Source organism: Pseudomonas sp. 8209 (genome assembly GCF_028682105.1).
Taxonomy (GTDB): domain Bacteria; phylum Pseudomonadota; class Gammaproteobacteria; order Pseudomonadales; family Pseudomonadaceae; genus Aquipseudomonas; species Aquipseudomonas palmensis.
On record NZ_JANIAH010000011.1, the window covers coordinates 140,726 to 159,337 of the forward strand.

The window sequence follows — 18,612 nt, forward strand, 5'->3', positions numbered from 1 at the left end:
TCGCCTTATGGTTCGGTCTCAAGTCGGTCCGGGCCTGGCCGTTATACTGAGCAACAGCTGTACGGCATGGCCGGTCGCATCGGGCACGCCACAGGACGTGCGCACCCGCCAGGAACGGGCGGCATTATACATGGCATGTCCTACTGCAAAGAGGGCTATTTCCACAGGTTGCAACGTGATGACAGGCGAAATCAACAGCCTTGGCCCGCAGGCCCTGGCCAACCCCCAGGCGCGCAGCGCGGCGATGACCGGCGAACTGCTCAAGCTGCTGCAACCCCAGCCTGCCCTGCTCGCCCCGGGCGAGACCGCGCAGGCGCAGGTACTGTCGTTGCGCCAGGTCGGTCAGGACTTCCAGCTGCTGCTGCAACTGACCCAGACCAACGGGCGCCAGACCACCGTACAGACCAGCGCCAGCCAGCCCCTGCCCCAGGGCAGCGAGCTGACGGTCAGCCAGCCCAATGCCGGCAACCTGAGCATCACCGTGCAGCAGGCCATCGCGCGCAACGTGGCCACCCTCACCCAGCTCGACACCCGCCAGTTGCCGCCGGGCACCCTGCTGCAGGGCAAGGTGCTGACCACTCAGGCGCTGCCCCAGGCCGCCGGGCAGCCGGCCTTGTTCCGCTCGTTGGTGACCCTGCTCAACACCGCCCAGGCCGGCGCCACCCTGAACATCGACAGCCCTCGGCCACTGGCGCTGGGCAGCCTGCTCAGCGCACGGGTACAGAGTGAACAGTCGATCAGCTTCGTGCCCCTGAGCGGGCGCCAGGAACAACTGGCGATCACCCAGCACCTTAGCGCGCAGCTGAGCCGCCAGGCCTCGCTGCCGGGCCTGCTCGCCAGCCTGCAACAGATGAGCGCCGAGCAGCGCCTGCCGGCCGATGTGCGGGCCAGCGTGAGCACCCTGCTGGCCAGCCTGCCGGACATGGAACAGCTCGGCACGGCCAAGGGCCTGGCCCAGGCCCTGAACAACAGCGGCGCGTTTCTGGAAGCCAAGCTGCTGGCTGGCGCCCCAGCCGCCCTCGCCCCCGACCTCAAGGCCCAGGTGATCCGGCTGGTGGCGCAGTTGCTGCCCGGCCTCCCCGGCAGCACCCAGTTCAACCCGGCCGTGGCCGCCAGCACCCTGGCCCAGATGCTGCCGGGCATGGTGCGCAACGCCCTGGGCATGCTCGGCCAGGTAAGCCCGCGCCCGGCCCCGGGAAGCTTTCCGCTGCCCTCGCGGCTGCTGCAAAGTGGCGACGAGGAAGGCGACCTGGAACACCTGCTGCGCCTGGCAGCGGCAGCCATTTCACGCCTGCAGAGCCACCAGCTCGCTGGCCTGGAGCAAACCCGCACCACCGCCGACGGCAACCTGCAGACCACCTGGCAACTGGAGATACCGGTGCGCAACGGTCAGGAGTTCATGCCGCTGCAAGTGAAGCTGCAGCGCGAGGAAACCCCCGAGCAGCAGGCCGACCCGGAACGCGAACAGCGCGACCCGCTGGAGATGCTCTGGCGCGTGGAGCTGGCATTCGACCTCAGCCCGCTGGGGCCCTTGCAGGTGCAGGCACAGATCAGCCAGGGCAACCTGTCCAGCCAGCTGTGGGCGGAGCTGCCGAGCACCGCGCAACTGATCGACAGCCAGCTCGGCAAGCTGCGCGCGCGGTTGGTGGAGCGCGGGCTCAACGTCGGTGAACTGCTGTGCCATCACGGTACGCCGCCACAGGGGCCGCGTACGCATCTGGAACAACGCTGGGTGGATGAAAACGCATGAGCCAGACCCCGCCACGTCAGGCCATTGCCCTGACCTACGACGGCCAGCAGGCCCCGACCTTGAGCGCCAAGGGCGACGACGAGCTGGCCGAGGCGATCCTGGCCATTGCCCGCGAACACGAAGTGCCGATCTACGAGAATGCCGAGCTGGTACGCCTGCTGGCGCGCATGGAGCTGGGCGATCAGATCCCGGAGGCGCTGTACCTGACCATCGCCGAGATCATCGCCTTCGCCTGGCAGCTCAAGGGCCAGGTGCCGGAGGGGTTCGTGGACAACGCCCCGCAGGAGCGCGACATTACCCCGAACCTGTACAGCCTGCCTGCGCCGGACTGACGCCGCGCAGGCCGGGTGCCTTGCATCAGCTGCGGTGCAGTTTGCTCATCAGCTCGGCTTCGGCCTGGGTCAGGCCGCAGGACTGGGTCAGCTCGTCGACGCTGGCGCCCATGCCCACCAGCCGCGCCGCCTGGGCGAACGACAGGCTGTTGGGGTCGCGCTGCTCCAGTTGCATCAGCTTGTCCGGCAACGGCGCCACCACGGCGCGCAGCTCGTGCAACGCGTCGCCCATGCGCACCGTACCGTTCTGGTAATCGTCCACACGCTTGGCCAGGTCCTTGATGCGCTGGTCACGCAGCGCATCGCCCTGAGCCTGCTGCGAGGCCAGCTCGCGCTGGCGCTTGCTGTAGCCGTAGAACAGCCACAGGCTGAGGATCCAGACCAGCGCCAGAAATATGACAGCACCCTCGAGAATCAACTCAGATATTCTCCAGCTCGGACCACTCTTCCTCGGTCATCATCTTGTCCAGCTCGACCAGGATCAGCAGTTCGTTGTTCTTGTTGCACACACCCTGGATGAACTTGGCCGATTCCTCGTTGCCGACATTCGGCGCGGTCTCGATCTCCGACTGACGCAGGTACACGACCTCGGCCACGCTATCGACCAGGATGCCGACCACCTGCTTGTCCGCCTCGATGATCACGATACGGCTGTTGTCGGAGATTTCGGCAGACATCAGGCCGAAGCGCTGGCGCGTGTCGATCACGGTCACCACATTGCCGCGCAGGTTGATGATGCCCAGCACATAGCTCGGCGCGCCCGGCACCGGAGCGATTTCGGTGTAGCGCAGCACTTCCTGGACCTGCATCACGTTGATGCCGTAGGACTCGTTGTCCAGCTTGAACGTTACCCACTGCAGAATCGGATCGTCGGAACCCTGCGCAGTCATGTTTTTCATTCCCCTAACCCTCAAAAGCCGTTCTCGGCGGTGTACTCAGTGCGGTCGCGGCAGTTGCGACCGATTATTTATGCGTACCGTGCATCTGCTTGACGGCGCCGCTGGCGATCAGCTCTGCCAGCTCGGCGACATCCAGCAGCGCGCACATGTGTTCGATGACCGTACCGGCAAGCCACGGGCGCTGCCCACGCTGGCTGCGCCACTTGATCTCGCTCGGGTCCAGGCGCAGCGAGCGGCTGACCTGATGCACCGCCAGCCCCCACTCGTAGCCCTGTACCGAAATAACGTATTGCAGCCCCTGGCGGAAGTCGTCGCGGTAGCGGTCGGGCATGACCCAGCGCGCCGTGTCGAGCACCTTCAGGTTGCCCGCCTGGCTGGGCAGGATGCCCAGGAACCACTCGGGCTGGCCGAACAGCGGCGTGAGCTCCTGGCCGGCCAGCGAGTAGATCGAGCCCAGGCACACCAGCGGCACCGCCAGGGTCAGCCCGGCCACGTCGAACAGCAGGCATTCGAACGGCTCGGCGGCCCAGGCCGGGCGACCGTCGCCCGTCAACGGCGGCACCGGCTGGTCCGGTGCTGCGGGCAGGTGCACCTGCACCAGCGGCTCGACCGGGGTCGGCACATCGGCGATGACCGGGGCGACCACCGAGGCCGCCTCCACCACCTTGGCCACCACCGGTGGCGCCATTACCGGCATGACCAGCCGCGTAGGCTCGGCGAATGCCGGCGCTGCGGTCTTGAGCCGGGCGTCACGGGCCTGTTCTTCGAGCACTGCGGCCTGGAACTCGTCGATCGCTTCAGGCGCCGTGACGACCACCGGGGCCGGGGCCACTGCGACGCGTTCGGCCACCGCCTGGGGCAATGGCTGCAGCTCTTCGGTGGCCTCCTGCAACAGGCCGTCCAGGTACGACTGCAAGGCCAGTTGAGGCTTTATGGTGACCTGCTGCGGGCTGTTCATCAGGCCACCTGCGCAACGGCATTCTGCGCCAGCAGATGCTTGAGCAATGCCCGGTAGGCAATCACGCCACGGCTCCTGCCATCGAACTGCGACGGCGTGAGCCCGGCACGGCTGGCGTCGCGCAGGCGCGTATCGACCGGAATGTAGCCCTGCCAGATGGTCTCGGGATAAGCGTCGCGCAGCACCCGCAGGGTGCCCATCGAGGCCTGGGTACGGCGGTCGAACAGGGTCGGCACGATGTGGTACGGCAAGGCCTGCTTGCGTGAGCGATTGACCATGCTCAACGTGCTGACCATGCGTTCGAGGCCTTTCACCGCCAGGTATTCGGTCTGCACCGGGATCACCAGTTGCTGGCTGGCAGCCAGCGCATTGACCATCAGAACGCCCAGCAACGGCGGGCTGTCGATGATCGCGTAGTCGAAATCCTGCCACAGCTGCGCCAGACTCTTGGCGATCACCAGGCCCAGGCCACTCTGGCCCGGGGACTGACGCTCGAGCACCGCCAGGGCGGTGCTCGAAGGCAGCAGCGAGATGCGCTCGTCGCTGGTGGGCAGCAACAGCTGGCCCGGCAGCCCTTCGGGCACCGTGCCCTTGTGCAGGAACAGGTCGTAGCTGCTGTGCTCGAGGGTGTCCGGGTTGTGACCGAAGTAGCTGGTCATGGACCCGTGCGGGTCGAGGTCGACCACGACCACACGCTTGCCCGCCTCGGCCAGCAGGCCGGCCAGGGCGATGGATGTGGTGGTCTTGCCGACACCACCTTTTTGATTGGCTACTGCCCAGACTCTCATTGCGCTGCTTCCTCCCGGTCGGGTCGGACCCTGCCGGGATCGATTAAAGGGTCGACGACGGGGAATTGACGGGATTGCGCCCGGCCGTCGGTGCTACGGCTGGCGGTGCAGTTTGTGTGCCAGCACGCTTGAGCGCCGCATCGGGTGTGGCATTGGCGCTGCCGGTACCGGTCAGGCTGCGGCGCACCTCCAGATTGCGCGAGATCACCAGCACCACCCTGCGGTTCTGCGCGCGCCCTTCAGGGCTGGCATTGCTGGCGATGGGCTGGAACTCGCCGTAGCCCACAGAAGCCATGCGTGCCGGGTTGACCCCTTCCATCGCCAGCAGGCGCACGATGCTCGCCGCCCGTGCCGACGAAAGCTCCCAGTTGGTCGGGTACTGCGCCGTGCGGATCGGCTGGTCATCGGTGAAGCCTTCGACGTGCACCGGGTTGGCGAACGGCTTGATGATGTGCGCCACCTTGTCGATGATGTCGAACGCCTTGTCGCTGGGCATGGCATCGCCACTGCCGAACAACAGGGAGGAATTGAGCTCGATCTCGATCCACAGTTCGTTGCCGCGCACGGTCATCTGGTCGGACTTGATCAGGTCGCCAAAGGCATCGCGCACATCGTCGGCGATGGTCTGCAGCGGGTCGCTGGAACTTTGCCCCAGGCCCGCATCGACCTGCTCGCTGTCCTTGATCAGCGGTTCGGCCGGCTTGACGCTGAGGGGGCGCTCGTCGCCTATCGGAATCGGCTTCATGCTGCGCTCGGGGTCGTTGAACACGCCGATCAGCGCCTGCGAGATGACCTTGTACTTGCCCTCGTTGATCGAGGAAATCGAATACATGACCACGAAGAAGGCGAACAGCAAGGTGATGAAGTCGGCATACGACACCAGCCAGCGTTCGTGGTTTTCATGTTCCTCGGGTTGACGACGACGGGCCATGGCTTACTCCATGAAGCCCTGAAGCTTCAGTTCGATTGAACGTGGGTTCTCGCCTTCGGCAATCGACAGCAAGCCTTCCAGGAGCATTTCGCGATAGCGCGACTGGCGCATGGCCAGGGCCTTGAGCTTGTTGGCGATCGGCAACAGGATCAGGTTGGCACTGGCCACGCCGTAGATGGTGGCCACGAACGCCACGGCGATACCGCTGCCCAGCTGGGTCGGGTCGGCCAGGTTGCCCATCACGTGGATCAGGCCCATCACCGCGCCGATGATGCCGATGGTCGGCGCATAGCCGCCCATGCTCTCGAACACCTTGGCGGCCTGGATGTCACGGCTTTCCTGGGTGTAGAAATCCACCTCGAGAATGCTGCGGATGGCTTCGGGCTCGGCGCCGTCGACCAGCAGCTGCAGGCCCTTGCGGGCATATGGGTCGGGCTCGGCATCGGCCACGCCCTCAAGGCCCAGCAGGCCTTCCTTGCGTGCGGTGAGGCTCCAGTTGACCACCCGGTCGATACCGCCGGCCAGGTCGACCCGCGGCGGGAAGAGGATCCAGCGCACGATCTGCAGGGCGCGCTTGAACGCGCTCATGGGGGCCTGCAGCAGCGAGGCCGCCAGCGTCCCGCCGATCACGATCAGCGCCGCCGGGCCGTTGATCAGCGCCGACAGATGGCCGCCTTCGAGGTAGTTGCCGCCAACGATGGCGACGAACGCCAGGATGATCCCGATAAGGCTCAACACGTCCATCAGATGCACGCCTCTACCAGGTGCCGGCCGATCTCGTCCAGGCCGTACACCGCATCGGCCAGGTTGGCCTTGGCAATGGCCATGGGCATGCCATAGATCACGCAGCTGGCTTCGTCCTGGGCCCACACCTGGCTGCCGCCCTGCTTGAGCAGGCGCGCGCCTTCGCGGCCATCGGCGCCCATGCCGGTCAGCACCACGGCCAGCACCTTGTCGCCATACGACTTGGCCGCCGAACCGAAGGTGATGTCCACGCAGGGCTTGTAGTTGAGGCGTTCGTCACCCGGCAGGATCTTCACCGTGCCGCGCCCGTCGACCATCATCTGCTTGCCGCCCGGTGCCAGCAGGGCCAGGCCGGGGCGCAGCACGTCGCCGTCCTCGGCTTCCTTGACGCTGATGCGGCACAGCTTGTCCAGGCGCTCGGCGAAGGCCTTGGTGAAGGCCGCCGGCATGTGCTGGATCAGCACGATCGGCGCCGGGAAGTTGGCGGGCAGCTGGGTCAGCACGCGCTGCAGCGCCACCGGGCCACCGGTGGAGGTACCGATGGCCAGCAGCTTGTAGGCCTTGCGCTTGGGCGCTGGCGAGCTGGGTGCAGCGGCCCGCGCAGGGGCTTGCGGGGCAACCGGGGCGGCGCGCATGGACGCTGCCGGGGCGCTGCTGCCGGCGCTGTGCGACGGTGCAGGCGCTGCGGCCGGTGCCGGGCTGGCATAGCTGCTGAAACGACGGTTGCTGCGCGAAATGGTATGCACCTTTTCGCACAGCATCTGCTTGACCTTCTCGGGGTTGCGCGAGATGTCCTCGAAGTTCTTCGGCAGGTAGTCCACCGCACCGGCGTCCAGTGCATCGAGGGTGACGCGGGCGCCTTCGTGGGTGAGCGAGGAGAACATCAGTACAGGCGTGGGGCAGCGCTGCATGATATGACGCACGGCGGTGATGCCATCCATCATGGGCATTTCATAGTCCATGGTGATGACGTCGGGCTTGAGCGACAGCGCCTGATCGATCGCTTCCTTGCCGTTGGTCGCGGTACCGACCACCTGGATAGTCGGGTCCGCTGAAAGAATTTCCGAGACACGGCGGCGGAAAAAACCGGAATCATCCACCACCAGGACCTTGACTACCATAAACACTCCATTACGGGGCGCGGCCACCTGGCCACGCCACCGGGATCAGATACGCCGAGCGGCGTAACGCTTGAGCATGCTCGGCACGTCGAGGATCAGCGCAATGCGCCCGTCACCGGTAATGGTGGCGCCCGACATGCCCGGGGTGCCCTGCAGCATCTTGCCCAACGGCTTGATGACCACCTCTTCCTGGCCCACCAGCTGGTCGACCACGAAGCCGATGCGCTGGGTACCCACCGACAGGATCACCACGTGGCCTTCACGCTGCTCCTCGTGGGCTGCCGAGCTGACCAGCCAGCGCTTGAGGTAGAACAGCGGCAAGGCCTTGTCACGCACGATCACCACTTCCTGGCCGTCGACCACGTTGGTGCGCGACAGGTCCAGGTGGAAAATCTCGTTGACGTTCACCAGCGGGAAGGCGAAGGCCTGGTTGCCGAGCATCACCATCAGGGTCGGCATGATCGCCAGGGTCAGCGGCACCTTGATGACGATCTTCGAGCCCTGGCCCTTGGTCGAGTAGATGTTGATCGAGCCGTTGAGCTGGGAAATCTTGGTCTTGACCACGTCCATGCCCACGCCGCGACCGGACACGTCGGAGATCTCGGTCTTGGTCGAGAAGCCCGGGGCGAAGATCAGGTTGTAGCAGTCGCTTTCGCTGAGGCGATCGGCGGCGTCCTTGTCCATCACCCCGCGCTTGACCGCAATGGCGCGCAGGACATTGGCATCCATGCCCTTGCCGTCATCGGAGATCGACAGCAGGATGTGGTCGCCTTCCTGTTCGGCAGCGAGGATCACCTTGCCATTGCGCGACTTGCCGGCGGCTTCGCGCTCTTCCGGGGTTTCCACGCCATGGTCGACGGCGTTGCGCACCAAGTGCACCAGCGGGTCGGCCAGGGCCTCGACGAGGTTCTTGTCCAGGTCGGTCTCTTCGCCGACCAGCTCCAGGTTGATCTCTTTCTTGAGCTGGCGGGCCAGGTCGCGAACCAGACGCGGGAAGCGCCCGAAGACCTTCTTGATCGGCTGCATGCGGGTCTTCATCACCGCGGTCTGCAGGTCGGCGGTCACCACGTCCAGGTTCGAAACGGCCTTGGACATGGCTTCATCGCCGCTGTTCAGGCCCAGGCGCACCAGGCGGTTACGCACCAGCACCAGTTCGCCGACCATGTTCATGATCTCGTCCAGGCGCGCGGTGTCGACCCGCACGGTGGTCTCGGCCTCGCTGGCCGGATGCTTGTCGGCAGCGGGAGCCGCTTGACGGGCTGGCGCGGGGGCGGGTGCCTTGGCCGGTGCCGGTGCCGGTGCCGCTGCGGGCTTGGCCGCCGGCTTGGCCGCAACCGTCGCCGCAGCAGCAGGCGCGTTGGCAGCGCCAGCGCCGCTGACGGCGTCGGGCGCGAACTTGCCCTTGCCGTGCAACTCGTCGAGCAGGGCCTCGAATTCGTGTTCGGAAATATGGTCACCCGCCGCTGCGGGTGCGGCAGCGGCCGGTGCGGCGGCCGCTACAGCGCCGGGCAGTGCATCGGCGGCAAAGGTGCCCTTGCCGTGCAACTGGTCCAGCAGTGCTTCGAATTCATCGTCGGTAATATCACCGCTGGGCGCCGCGTCCGCGCCAGGTGCAGCAGCAGATGCCGCCGCCACGCTGTCGGGGGCGAACTGGCCCTTGCCATGCAACTGGTCCAGCAACGACTCGAACTCGGCGTCGGTGATTTCATCGCTGGCAGCGTCCACGGCCACCGGCTCGGGCGCCTCGGCCTGGGCCTTGGCGGCATTGAGCGAGTCGAGCAACTGCTCGAACTCGCTGTCGGTGATATCACCCCCGCTCGCCTCGGCCTCAGGCTCCGGCTCGGCAACCGCCGCCACCGGCGCAGGCGCCGCCGCTTCGGCACTGGCAGGTTCGGCCAGGCGCGCCAGGGCGGCCAGCAGTTCCGGAGTGGCTGCGGTGATGTCGGTGCGCTCGCGCACCTGGCCGAACATGCTGTTGACGGTGTCCAGGGCTTCCAGGACCACGTCCATCAGTTCGGCGTCCACACGTCGTTCACCCTTGCGCAGGATGTCGAAGACGTTTTCGGCGATGTGGCAGCACTCCACCAGCTCATTGAGCTGGAGGAAGCCGGCGCCCCCTTTTACAGTGTGAAAACCGCGAAAAATTGCATTGAGCAGGTCGGCATCATCCGGGCGGCTTTCCAGCTCGACCAGTTGCTCGGACAGTTGCTCAAGAATTTCGCCGGCTTCTACCAGAAAATCCTGGAGGATTTCTTCATCGGCGCCGAAGCTCATTAAACGTGCTCCCTAAAAACCCAGGCTGGACAGCAGATCGTCGACATCGTCCTGACCGGACACAACGTCTTCACGTTTATCGGCATGAATCTGTGGTCCTTCACCCCGAGTCGGATGTTTTTCTTGATCTTTTTCGGCACGCAGCTGGTCGTGGTCATGCTCGATGCCGGCGAACCGGTCGACCTGACTCGCCATCAACACGAGCTTCAGAAGATTGCTTTCTACTTCGGTGACCAGTGCCGTGACGCGCTTGATCACCTGGCCGGTCAGGTCTTGGTAGTCCTGAGCCAGAAGAATGTCGTTGAGATGGCCGGCGACCTTGCGGTTGCCCTCGGCGCTGTGCGTCAGGAAACTGTCGACGCGCTTGACCAGCTCGCGAAACTCCGGAGCCTCGACTTCGCGGCGCATGAAGCGCTGCCAGTCGCCACTCAGGCTGGCCGCCTCGGCACTGAGGTCATTGAGTACCGGCGTGCTTGCCTCCACCAGGTCCATGGTGCGGTTGGCAGCGCCCTCGGTCAGCTTGACCACATACGACAGGCGTTCGGTGGCGTCGGTAATCTGCGAGACTTCCTCGGCCTGCGGCATGTGCGGATCGATCTGGAAACTGACGATCGCACTGTGCAGCTCGCGGGTAAGCTTGCCGACTTCCTGGTACAGGCCAAGGTCACGGGTCTGGTTCAGCTGATGGATCAGTTGCACCGCGTCGCCGAACCTGCCTTTTTCAAGGCTGCTGACCAGCTCCTGGGCATGTTTCTTCAGAGTCGACTCGAAGTCGTCCAAAGATGATCTTTTTTGCTCCATAAGCGCCCCCGTGGCGTACCTCAGCTATTGACGCGCTCGAAGATCTTTTCGATCTTTTCTTTCAGCACCTGGGCGGTGAACGGTTTGACCACATAGCCGTTGACGCCCGCCTGGGCGGCTTCGATGATCTGTTCGCGTTTGGCTTCGGCCGTCACCATCAGCACCGGCAGGTGCTTGAGGCGTTCATCCAGACGTACCTTGCGCAGCAGGTCGATACCGGACATGCCGGGCATGTTCCAGTCGGTCACCAGGAAATCGAAGTGACCGCTTTCGAGCATCGGCAACGCGGTGTTGCCGTCGTCGGCTTCCTGGGTATTGGTAAAGCCCAGGTCACGCAACAGGTTCTTGATGATCCGCCGCATCGTCGAAAAATCGTCGACGATGAGGATTTTCATGTCTTTGTTCAATTAGACCTCCAAGCAGTCTTTAACGCGCTCAGCGCTGAACGCGCATTCAATCAATTCGGGCACTACATTTCACGACTGTATGGAACGGCTGCTCAACGCGCCCGCCATTCCCCCAGGCGACCGCGCAAGCGTGCGGCGCACTGGCTGTGCAACTGGCTGACACGCGACTCGCTGACCCCCAGCACCTCGCCGATTTCCTTGAGGTTCAGCTCTTCGTCGTAGTACAGCGCCAGCACCAGGCGCTCGCGCTCGGGCAGGTTGGCGATTGCATCCGCCAGGGCTGCCTGAAAGCGCTCGTCTTCCAGATCGCGCGATGGCTCGAGCTGGGCACTGGCGCCGTCCTCGTGCAGGCCTTCATGTTCGCCGTCCTGCAACAGGTCGTCGAAACTGAACAGGCGACTGCCCAAGGTATCGTTCAAAATCCCGTAATAATCATCGAGACTCAATTGAAGTTCGGCAGCAACCTCGTGATCTTTAGCATCACGACCGGTTTTTGCTTCAATTGCACGAATCGCGTCACTCACCATGCGGGTATTGCGGTGTACCGAACGCGGCGCCCAATCCCCCTTGCGCACCTCGTCGAGCATGGCCCCACGGATGCGGATACCGGCATAGGTCTCGAAACTGGCACCCTTGCTGGAGTCGTACTTGTTGGAGACCTCGAGCAGGCCGATCATGCCGGCCTGGATCAGGTCTTCCACCTGCACACTGGCTGGCAGACGCGCCAGCAGGTGATAGGCAATGCGCTTGACCAAGGGTGCGTACCGCTCGATCAGCTCGTACTGGGCATCACGCGAAGCCTTGCTGTACATCCGATAGCCGCTTGCACTCATAGCACTGGTCCCGCACTGGTCGGTTGCACCAGCCGTTCGACGAAGAACTCCAGATGACCACGCGGGTTGGCAGGCAACGGCCAGCTATCGACCTTCTGAGCAATGGCCTTGAAGGCCAGCGCGCACTTGGAACGCGGAAAGGCTTCGTAGACTGCTCGCTGCTTCTGCACTGCCTTGCGGACACATTCGTCGTAGGGCACAGCACCGACGTATTGTAAGGCGACATCCAGGAAGCGATCCGTGACCTTGGTCAATTTGGCGAACAGATTGCGACCTTCCTGAGGGCTTTGTGCCATGTTGGCCAGCACCCGGAAACGGTTCATGCCGTAATCGCGGTTCAGCAGCTTGATCAGGGCATAGGCGTCAGTGATGGACGTGGGCTCGTCGCACACCACCAGCAGCACTTCCTGGGCCGCGCGCACGAAGCTGACGACCGAATCGCCGATGCCGGCCGCGGTGTCGATGACCAGCACGTCGAGGTTGTCGCCGATCTCGCTGAACGCCTGGATCAGCCCGGCATGCTGGGCCGGCGCCAGGTGCACCATGCTCTGGGTGCCGGAGGCCGCAGGCACGATGCGTACCCCGCCAGGCCCCGGCAGCAGCACGTCGCGCAGCTCGCAGCGGCCCTCGATGACATCGGCCAGTGTGCGTTTGGGGGTCAGGCCGAGCAAGACGTCGACGTTGGCCAGGCCCAGGTCGGCGTCCAGCAGCATGACCCGACGGCCAAGCTCAGCCAGCGCCAATGACAAGTTCACTGACACGTTGGTCTTGCCGACGCCACCTTTGCCGCCTGTCACGGCGATCACCTGTACGGGATGCATGCTGCCCATGTTTGTTCTTTACCTTGTCTTACTTAGACCGAGGCCACATGACTGGCTGCGCTTTCAACACCTGAAAAATGCCTGGCAGACCATTGATGTAGGTACTTTGCAACGTATACACATTTACCTCAGCCGACACGCTTGCCGTCGCTGTGGTACAGATCGGCGAACATGTCGGCCATGGCCTCTTCGCTGGGATCGTCCTGCATTTGTACACTGACCGCGCGACTGACCAGATGGTGCCGGCGCGGCAAGTGCAGATCGTCCGGAATGCGCGGCCCATCGGTCAGATAGGCCACCGGCAACTCATGCGTGATGGCCAGGCTCAGCACCTCGCCCAGGCACGCCGTTTCGTCGAGCTTGGTCAGGATGCAACCGGCCAGCCCGCAGCGCTTGTAGCTGTGGTAGGCAGCGGTCAGCACCTGCTTCTGGCTGGTGGTGGCCAGCACCAGGTAATTCTTGGCCTGGATGCCGCGCCCGGCCAGGGTTTCGAGCTGCATGCGCAGTGCCGGGTCGCTGGCCTGCAGGCCGGCGGTATCGATCAGCACCACGCGCTTGCGCAGCAGAGGGTCCAGGGCCTGGGCCAGCGACTGGCCGGGGTCGACGTGGGTCACCGACACATTCAGGATGCGCCCCAGGGTCTTGAGTTGTTCCTGGGCGCCGATGCGAAAGCTGTCCATGCTCACCAGCGCGATGTTCTGCGCGCCGTACTTGAGCACATAGCGCGCCGCCAGCTTGGCCAGGGTGGTGGTCTTGCCCATGCCGGCCGGGCCGACCATGGCGATCACGCCGCCCTCTTCGATCGGCTCGATTTCCGGCACCTGGATCATGCGGGCCAGGTGCGCCAGCAGCATGCGCCAGGCCTGGCGGGGCTCTTCGATGTCGGCAGTGATGTCCAGCACCTCGCGGGCCAGCGGCCCGGCGATGCCGATGCGCTGCAGGCGGCGCCAGAGGTTGGCCTGGTGCGGCTTGCTGCCCTGCAGCTGGGTCCAGGCCAGCGAGCCGAGCTGCACTTCGAGCAGCTCGCGCAGGCCCGAGAGCTCCGAACGCATGGAATCGAACAGGCGCTGATCGACCGGCGCCGGGGCCGCTGCCTGAGGCCGCACGGGGGCCTCGACCTGCGGCTCTACCAGCGGCTCGGAGGCGGTCAGCGGCAGGCCGGCGAACAACTGGCGGTTGCCCTCCTCGCCTTCGACCCGGCTGCTGAGCTCGGCCTGCGCGGTGACGATGCGCGACTGGGTCTTGCGCAGTTCGTCCTCGAGCTCGACGTTCGGCACCCGCGGCGCAAGCGCGGACAGCTTGTAGTCCAGCGCCGCCGTCAGCTCGACACCGCCAGCAATCCGTCGGTTGCCGATGATGGCGGCCTCTGCCCCCAGCTCATCACGAACCAGCTTCATGGCCTGACGCATATCAGCGGCGAAAAAACGCTTAACTTGCATATCCCACTACCTCAGCCGTTGGGGCCTACTGTGGCAACGATGGTAACTTGCTTGTTGTCAGGTATTTCCTGATACGCCAAAACATGCAAATTCGGTACAGCCAGGCGGCCAAAACGCGACAGCATCTGTCGAACGGGTCCTGCGACCAGCAGGATTGCAGGTTGCCCTTGCATCTCCTGACGCTGGGCGGCCTCGATCAACGAACGCTGAAGCTTTTCGGCCATGCTCGGCTCAAGAAGAACACCATCTTCCTGACCCTGCCCGGCCCTTTGCAAACTATTGAGCAAAATCTGTTCCAACCTTGGCTCAAGCGTGATCACAGGCAGCTCGGACTCAGTTCCTACAATGCTTTGCACGATTGCGCGGCTCAATCCTACGCGCACCGAAGCCACCAGCGCGGCGGTATCTTGACTCTTGGCGGCATTGTTGGCGATGGCTTCGGCAATGGTGCGGATGTCGCGCACCGGCACCTGCTCGGCCAGCAACGCCTGCAGCACCTTGAGCAGACCGGACAGCGGCAGCACCCCCGGTACCAGTTCCTCGGCCAGCTTGGGCGAGCCCTTGGCCAGGACCTGCAGCAGTTGCTGTACCTCTTCGTGACCGATCAGCTCGTGGCAATGCTTGTAGAGGATCTGGTTGAGGTGGGTGGCGACCACGGTGCTCGCGTCCACCACGGTGTAGCCCAGCGATTGCGCCTGGCTGCGCTGGGCCACATCGATCCACACTGCCTCCAGGCCGAAGGCCGGGTCCCTGGCGGCGATGCCGTTGAGGTTGCCGAACACCTGCCCCGGGTTGATCGCCAGTTCGCGGTCGGGGTAGATCTCGGCCTCGGCCAGGATCACCCCCATCAGCGTCAGGCGGTAGGCGCTGGGGGCCAGGTCGAGGTTGTCGCGGATGTGCACGGTGGGCATCAGGAAGCCCAGGTCCTGGGACAGCTTCTTGCGTACCCCCTTGATCCGCGCCAGCAACTGCCCACCCTGGTTGCGGTCCACCAGCGGGATCAGCCGGTAGCCGACTTCCAGGCCGATCATGTCGATCGGGGTAACGTCGTCCCAGCCCAGCTCCTTGGTTTCCTGAGCACGCTGCGGCGACGGCAACAGGTCCTGCTGGCGCTGCACTTCCTGCTGTGCCTTGACCTTGGCCTGGTTCTGCTTGCGCCACACCAGGTAGGCGCCGCCCGCGGCCATCAGGCCGAGGCTGAGGAATGCCACGTGCGGCATGCCCGGCACCAGCCCCATGACGATCATCAGGCCACCGGACACGGCTAGCGCCTTGGGCGAATCGAACATCTGCCGGTTGATCTGCTTGCCCATTTCCTCGGAGCCCGAGGCACGGGTAACCATGATCGCGGCGGCGGTGGACAGCAGCAGCGAAGGCAACTGCGCCACCAAACCGTCACCGATGGTGAGCAGCGCATACACGCGACCGGCGTCGCCGAAGGTCATGCCGTGCTGGAAGATACCCACGGCCATGCCGCCGATCAGGTTGATGAACAGGATCAGCAGGCCGGCGATGGCGTCACCGCGCACGAACTTGCTGGCACCGTCCATCGAACCGTAGAACTCGGCCTCCTGGGCCACTTCGGTACGCCGTGCCTTGGCCTGGGCCTGGTCGATCAGGCCGGCGTTGAGGTCGGCGTCGATGGCCATCTGCTTGCCGGGCATGGCGTCGAGGGTGAAGCGCGCGCTCACCTCGGAAATGCGCCCGGCCCCCTTGGTCACCACCACGAAGTTGATGATCATGAGGATCGCGAACACCACGATACCGACCACGTAGTTGCCGCCGATCACCACCTCGCCGAAGGCCTGGATCACCTTGCCCGCGGCTTCGTGGCCGTCGTGGCCGTGGAGCATCACCACCCGCGTGGACGCCACGTTCAGCGCCAGGCGCAGCAGCGTGGCCACCAGCAGGATGGTCGGAAACACGGCGAAATCCAGCGGGCGCAAGGCGTACACGCACACCAGCAGCACGACGATGGACAGGGCGATGTTGAAGGTGAAGAACACGTCGAGCAGGAACGGCGGGATCGGCAACATCATCATTGCCAACATCACCAGCAGCAACAGCGGCACCCCCAGGTTGCCCCGGCCGAGCCCGGACAGGTTGCTACGGGCGCTGTTGATTAACTGAGAGCGATCCACCGATATTCCTCTTCAAGCAAACTTTTGACGCCATGCGGGCGCTTGGCGCTGCTATTGCAAGAAGCTTTCCAACTTTGGATCAGTGACGCGACCTTCGCCGACACTGCCGGCTCCTGCAGCGAAGGGGCCGGCACCTCGGCGCCGACGGGAAGAGCTCAAACGGTTCAGGAATCGCGGCGCAGGTCCGGCGGAATCGGCAGATCCTTGAGCGGCTCCGGCGCCTTGCCCTTGCCCGCCCGGTGCTGGCGAATCTGGTACACGTAGGCCAGCACCTGGGCCACGGCCAGGTACAGGCCGGCCGGGATCTCTTCCTCGAGCTCGGTGGAGTAGAAGATCGAACGCGCCAGCTCCGGCGATTCCAGAACCTGGATGTTGTGGGCATTGGCGATTTCGCGAATCTTCAGCGCCAGGAAATCGGTGCCCTTGGCCAGCAGCGTCGGCGCATTGCCCTTCTCGGGGTCGTACTTGAGCGCCACCGCATAGTGGGTCGGGTTGGTGATGATCACGTCGGCATCGGGGATCGCCGCCATCATGCGCCGCTGCGACATCTCGCGCTGCAGCTGGCGAATACGCTGCTTGACCTCCGGCTTGCCCTCGCTGTTCTTGTACTCGTCGCGCACCTCCTGCTTGGTCATCAGCAGCTTCTTGTGCGACTGGTACAGCTGCAACGGCACGTCCACCAGGGCAATCAGCAACAGGCCGGCGGCCATCCACAGGGCACTCCAGCCCACCACCTGCACGCTGTGGATGATCGCCTGCTCCAGCGGCTCGTTGGCAATGGCCAGCAGGTCGTCACGGTCCGACGACAACACCACCAGCGCCACGATCAGGATCACGAAGAACTTCGCCAGGGCCTTGAGCAGCTCGGTCAGTGCGTTCAGGGAAAACATGCGCTTGATCCCCGACAGCGGGTTCATGCGGCTGAACTTGGGCGCCAGGGTGCCGCCGGCAAACAGCCAGCCACCCAGCGAAATCGGCCCGATGAAGGCCACGATCAGCGCCACCAGCAATACCGGCTGCAGCGCCATCAGGGCCATCTTGCCCGAGGCCAGCAAGAAGGTGCCCATCGAGCGCTCGTCGATCAGCGTGTCGCGCGACAGGGTGAAGTTGATGCGCATGATGTCCATCAGCACTTCGGCCAGGCCACCACCGAACACCAACAGGCCACCGGCCCCGGCCAGGGTCACCACCACCGTGTTGAGCTCCTTGGAACGGGCGATCTCGCCCTTCTCGCGGGCGTCCTTCTTCTTTTTCTCCGTGGGGTCTTCTGTCTTGTCCTGACCGCTTTCGCTCTCTGCCATGCTCAGCTCGCCCTCGCCAGCTCACGCAGCCACTGCAGGGCCTCGGAGGCCAGCGCCTGGTAATGGGAAAGGATGTCGGCCAGGACAACCCAGAAAATCCCGAGCCCCAGCACCAGGGTCAACGGGAAACCGATGGAGAAGATGTTCAGCTGCGGCGCTGCACGGGTCATCACGCCGAAGGCGATGTTCACCACCAGCAGCGCGGTGATCGCCGGCAGCACCAGCAGCAGCGCCGCGCCCAGCACCCAGCTCAGCCGCCCGACCAGGTCCCAGTAGTGGTTGACCATCAGGCCGGTGCCCACCGGCAAGGTGGTGAAGCTCTCGGTGATCACCTCGAACACCACCAGGTGCCCGTTCATCGACAGGAACAGCAGCGTCACCAGCATGCTCAGGAACTGGCTGACCACCGCCACGTTGACGCCGTTGACCGGGTCGACCATGGAAGCGAAGGCCATGCCCATCTGGATGGCCACCACCTGCCCGGCCACTACGAATATCTGGAAGAACAGCTGCAGCGACAGGCCGAATACCGCACCGATGAGGATCTGCTCGGCAATCAGCAGCAGCCCGCTGAGCGACAGCGGATTGACTTCGGGCATCGGCGGCAGGCCCGGCACCACCACCACGGTGATCGCCAGGGCCAGGTACAGGCGGATGCGCCCCGGCACCATCTTGGTCCCGATGATGGGCATGGTCATCAGCACGGCGGCAATGCGAAACAGCGGCAGGATGAAGCTCGCCACCCAGGTGGCGATCTGCGCATCGGTCAACTGGAGCATCGCGCGCTCAGCCGATCAACTGGGGAATGCTGCCGTACAACGACAGGATGTATTCCATGAACTTCTGCACCAGCCAGGGCCCGGCCACGATCAGCGTGATCAGCATCACCAGCAGGCGCGGCAGGAAGCTCAGGGTCTGTTCGTTGATCTGGGTGGCGGCCTGGAACATGGCCACCATCAGGCCCACCAGCAGGCTCGGCACCACCAGCACAGCCACGATCATGGTGGTCAGCCACAGCGCATCGCGGAACAGGTCGACAGCAACTTCTGGGGTCATGTTGTTCTCCTCGGCG

The 18,612-nt window shown here is 64.5% G+C and carries 19 protein-coding genes; 2 read left to right on the forward strand and 17 right to left on the reverse strand.

Features of this window, described 5'->3' with window-relative positions:
- The first annotated feature begins 178 nt into the window (after positions 1–178).
- Together fliK and NP552_RS22605 are read left to right on the forward strand one after the other, a co-directional pair.
- A complete protein-coding gene (gene fliK / locus NP552_RS22600) occupies positions 179–1,750 on the forward strand; it encodes a flagellar hook-length control protein FliK (RefSeq protein WP_274097182.1) in 1,572 nt (523 codons plus the stop codon).
- On the forward strand, positions 1,747–2,082 hold the full coding sequence (locus NP552_RS22605; RefSeq protein WP_043861835.1) for an EscU/YscU/HrcU family type III secretion system export apparatus switch protein: 336 nt from the start codon (positions 1,747–1,749) through the stop codon (positions 2,080–2,082). Before fliK ends, NP552_RS22605 begins: the two co-directional genes overlap by 4 nt.
- Before the next feature lie 25 nt (positions 2,083–2,107).
- Here NP552_RS22605 and NP552_RS22610 read toward each other — a convergent pair whose 3' ends face one another.
- The 17 genes from NP552_RS22610 to fliQ all read right to left on the reverse strand — a co-directional run bounded on the left by NP552_RS22610 (position 2,108) and on the right by fliQ (position 18,596).
- Positions 2,108–2,500, reverse strand: a complete 393-nt coding sequence (locus tag NP552_RS22610; RefSeq protein WP_043861834.1) for a DUF2802 domain-containing protein — start codon at positions 2,498–2,500, stop codon at positions 2,108–2,110.
- Between the two features lies 1 nt (position 2,501).
- A complete protein-coding gene (locus NP552_RS22615; protein WP_043861833.1) occupies positions 2,502–2,981 on the reverse strand; it encodes a chemotaxis protein CheW in 480 nt (159 codons plus the stop codon).
- Positions 2,982–3,045: 64 nt separating this feature from the next.
- The gene (locus NP552_RS22620) at positions 3,046–3,939 is read right to left on the reverse strand and encodes a CheW domain-containing protein (protein WP_100634343.1); all 894 of its coding nucleotides are present in this window, start codon (positions 3,937–3,939) and stop codon (positions 3,046–3,048) included.
- The gene (locus NP552_RS22625; protein WP_043861831.1) at positions 3,939–4,727 is read right to left on the reverse strand and encodes a ParA family protein; all 789 of its coding nucleotides are present in this window, start codon (positions 4,725–4,727) and stop codon (positions 3,939–3,941) included. Before NP552_RS22625 ends, NP552_RS22620 begins: the two co-directional genes overlap by 1 nt.
- A 43-nt stretch (positions 4,728–4,770) precedes the next feature.
- Positions 4,771–5,658, reverse strand: a complete 888-nt coding sequence (gene motD, locus NP552_RS22630; RefSeq protein WP_043861830.1) for a flagellar motor protein MotD — start codon at positions 5,656–5,658, stop codon at positions 4,771–4,773.
- Between the two features lie 3 nt (positions 5,659–5,661).
- Positions 5,662–6,402: a flagellar motor protein gene (locus tag NP552_RS22635; RefSeq protein ID WP_043861829.1), complete on the reverse strand. Its 741-nt coding sequence runs from the start codon at positions 6,400–6,402 to the stop codon at positions 5,662–5,664.
- Positions 6,402–7,523, reverse strand: a complete 1,122-nt coding sequence (locus NP552_RS22640; protein WP_058542051.1) for a protein-glutamate methylesterase/protein-glutamine glutaminase — start codon at positions 7,521–7,523, stop codon at positions 6,402–6,404. The genes NP552_RS22635 and NP552_RS22640 overlap by 1 nt, the downstream gene beginning before the upstream one ends.
- A 45-nt stretch (positions 7,524–7,568) precedes the next feature.
- Positions 7,569–9,797, reverse strand: coding sequence for a chemotaxis protein CheA (locus NP552_RS22645; RefSeq protein ID WP_210014308.1), 2,229 nt, complete (start codon positions 9,795–9,797; stop codon positions 7,569–7,571).
- A gap of 12 nt (positions 9,798–9,809) precedes the next feature.
- Positions 9,810–10,598: a protein phosphatase CheZ gene (locus tag NP552_RS22650; RefSeq protein WP_043861826.1), complete on the reverse strand. Its 789-nt coding sequence runs from the start codon at positions 10,596–10,598 to the stop codon at positions 9,810–9,812.
- Positions 10,599–10,618: 20 nt separating this feature from the next.
- Positions 10,619–10,993 carry a chemotaxis response regulator CheY gene (locus tag NP552_RS22655; protein ID WP_043861825.1) on the reverse strand — a complete coding sequence of 125 codons (375 nt, stop codon included), beginning with the start codon at positions 10,991–10,993 and terminating at the stop codon, positions 10,619–10,621.
- A gap of 104 nt (positions 10,994–11,097) precedes the next feature.
- A complete protein-coding gene (fliA, locus tag NP552_RS22660) occupies positions 11,098–11,838 on the reverse strand; it encodes an RNA polymerase sigma factor FliA (protein ID WP_043861824.1) in 741 nt (246 codons plus the stop codon).
- On the reverse strand, positions 11,835–12,668 hold the full coding sequence (gene fleN, locus NP552_RS22665) for a flagellar synthesis regulator FleN (RefSeq protein ID WP_054915624.1): 834 nt from the start codon (positions 12,666–12,668) through the stop codon (positions 11,835–11,837). Before fleN ends, fliA begins: the two co-directional genes overlap by 4 nt.
- 119 nt (positions 12,669–12,787) lie before the next feature.
- The gene (gene flhF, locus NP552_RS22670) at positions 12,788–14,098 is read right to left on the reverse strand and encodes a flagellar biosynthesis protein FlhF (protein ID WP_043861822.1); all 1,311 of its coding nucleotides are present in this window, start codon (positions 14,096–14,098) and stop codon (positions 12,788–12,790) included.
- 11 nt (positions 14,099–14,109) lie between these two features.
- Positions 14,110–16,239, reverse strand: coding sequence for a flagellar biosynthesis protein FlhA (flhA, locus tag NP552_RS22675; RefSeq protein ID WP_043861821.1), 2,130 nt, complete (start codon positions 16,237–16,239; stop codon positions 14,110–14,112).
- Between the two features lie 164 nt (positions 16,240–16,403).
- The gene (gene flhB, locus NP552_RS22680; RefSeq protein WP_054915626.1) at positions 16,404–17,540 is read right to left on the reverse strand and encodes a flagellar biosynthesis protein FlhB; all 1,137 of its coding nucleotides are present in this window, start codon (positions 17,538–17,540) and stop codon (positions 16,404–16,406) included.
- A gap of 2 nt (positions 17,541–17,542) precedes the next feature.
- The gene (gene fliR / locus NP552_RS22685; protein ID WP_054915627.1) at positions 17,543–18,319 is read right to left on the reverse strand and encodes a flagellar biosynthetic protein FliR; all 777 of its coding nucleotides are present in this window, start codon (positions 18,317–18,319) and stop codon (positions 17,543–17,545) included.
- Positions 18,320–18,326: 7 nt separating this feature from the next.
- On the reverse strand, positions 18,327–18,596 hold the full coding sequence (gene fliQ, locus NP552_RS22690) for a flagellar biosynthesis protein FliQ (RefSeq protein WP_043861818.1): 270 nt from the start codon (positions 18,594–18,596) through the stop codon (positions 18,327–18,329).
- Between the last annotated feature and the right edge of the window lie 16 nt (positions 18,597–18,612).

Excerpts from the sequence above, each read along its gene's own strand:
- fliK (WP_274097182.1), top strand. The coding sequence starts at position 179 with ATGACAGGCGAAATCAACAGCCTTGGCCCGCAGGCCCTGGCCAACCCC.
- NP552_RS22605 (WP_043861835.1), top strand. The coding sequence starts at position 1,747 with ATGAGCCAGACCCCGCCACGTCAGGCCATTGCCCTGACCTACGACGGC.
- NP552_RS22615 (WP_043861833.1), bottom strand. The coding sequence starts at position 2,981 with ATGAAAAACATGACTGCGCAGGGTTCCGACGATCCGATTCTGCAGTGG.
- NP552_RS22620 (WP_100634343.1), bottom strand. The coding sequence starts at position 3,939 with ATGAACAGCCCGCAGCAGGTCACCATAAAGCCTCAACTGGCCTTGCAG.
- NP552_RS22625 (WP_043861831.1), bottom strand. The coding sequence starts at position 4,727 with ATGAGAGTCTGGGCAGTAGCCAATCAAAAAGGTGGTGTCGGCAAGACC.
- motD (WP_043861830.1), bottom strand. The coding sequence starts at position 5,658 with ATGGCCCGTCGTCGTCAACCCGAGGAACATGAAAACCACGAACGCTGG.
- NP552_RS22635 (WP_043861829.1), bottom strand. The coding sequence starts at position 6,402 with ATGGACGTGTTGAGCCTTATCGGGATCATCCTGGCGTTCGTCGCCATC.
- NP552_RS22640 (WP_058542051.1), bottom strand. The coding sequence starts at position 7,523 with ATGGTAGTCAAGGTCCTGGTGGTGGATGATTCCGGTTTTTTCCGCCGC.
- NP552_RS22645 (WP_210014308.1), bottom strand. The coding sequence starts at position 9,797 with ATGAGCTTCGGCGCCGATGAAGAAATCCTCCAGGATTTTCTGGTAGAA.
- NP552_RS22650 (WP_043861826.1), bottom strand. The coding sequence starts at position 10,598 with ATGGAGCAAAAAAGATCATCTTTGGACGACTTCGAGTCGACTCTGAAG.
- NP552_RS22655 (WP_043861825.1), bottom strand. The coding sequence starts at position 10,993 with ATGAAAATCCTCATCGTCGACGATTTTTCGACGATGCGGCGGATCATC.
- fliA (WP_043861824.1), bottom strand. The coding sequence starts at position 11,838 with ATGAGTGCAAGCGGCTATCGGATGTACAGCAAGGCTTCGCGTGATGCC.
- fleN (WP_054915624.1), bottom strand. The coding sequence starts at position 12,668 with ATGGGCAGCATGCATCCCGTACAGGTGATCGCCGTGACAGGCGGCAAA.
- flhF (WP_043861822.1), bottom strand. The coding sequence starts at position 14,098 with ATGCAAGTTAAGCGTTTTTTCGCCGCTGATATGCGTCAGGCCATGAAG.
- flhB (WP_054915626.1), bottom strand. The coding sequence starts at position 17,540 with ATGGCAGAGAGCGAAAGCGGTCAGGACAAGACAGAAGACCCCACGGAG.
- fliR (WP_054915627.1), bottom strand. The coding sequence starts at position 18,319 with ATGCTCCAGTTGACCGATGCGCAGATCGCCACCTGGGTGGCGAGCTTC.
- fliQ (WP_043861818.1), bottom strand. The coding sequence starts at position 18,596 with ATGACCCCAGAAGTTGCTGTCGACCTGTTCCGCGATGCGCTGTGGCTG.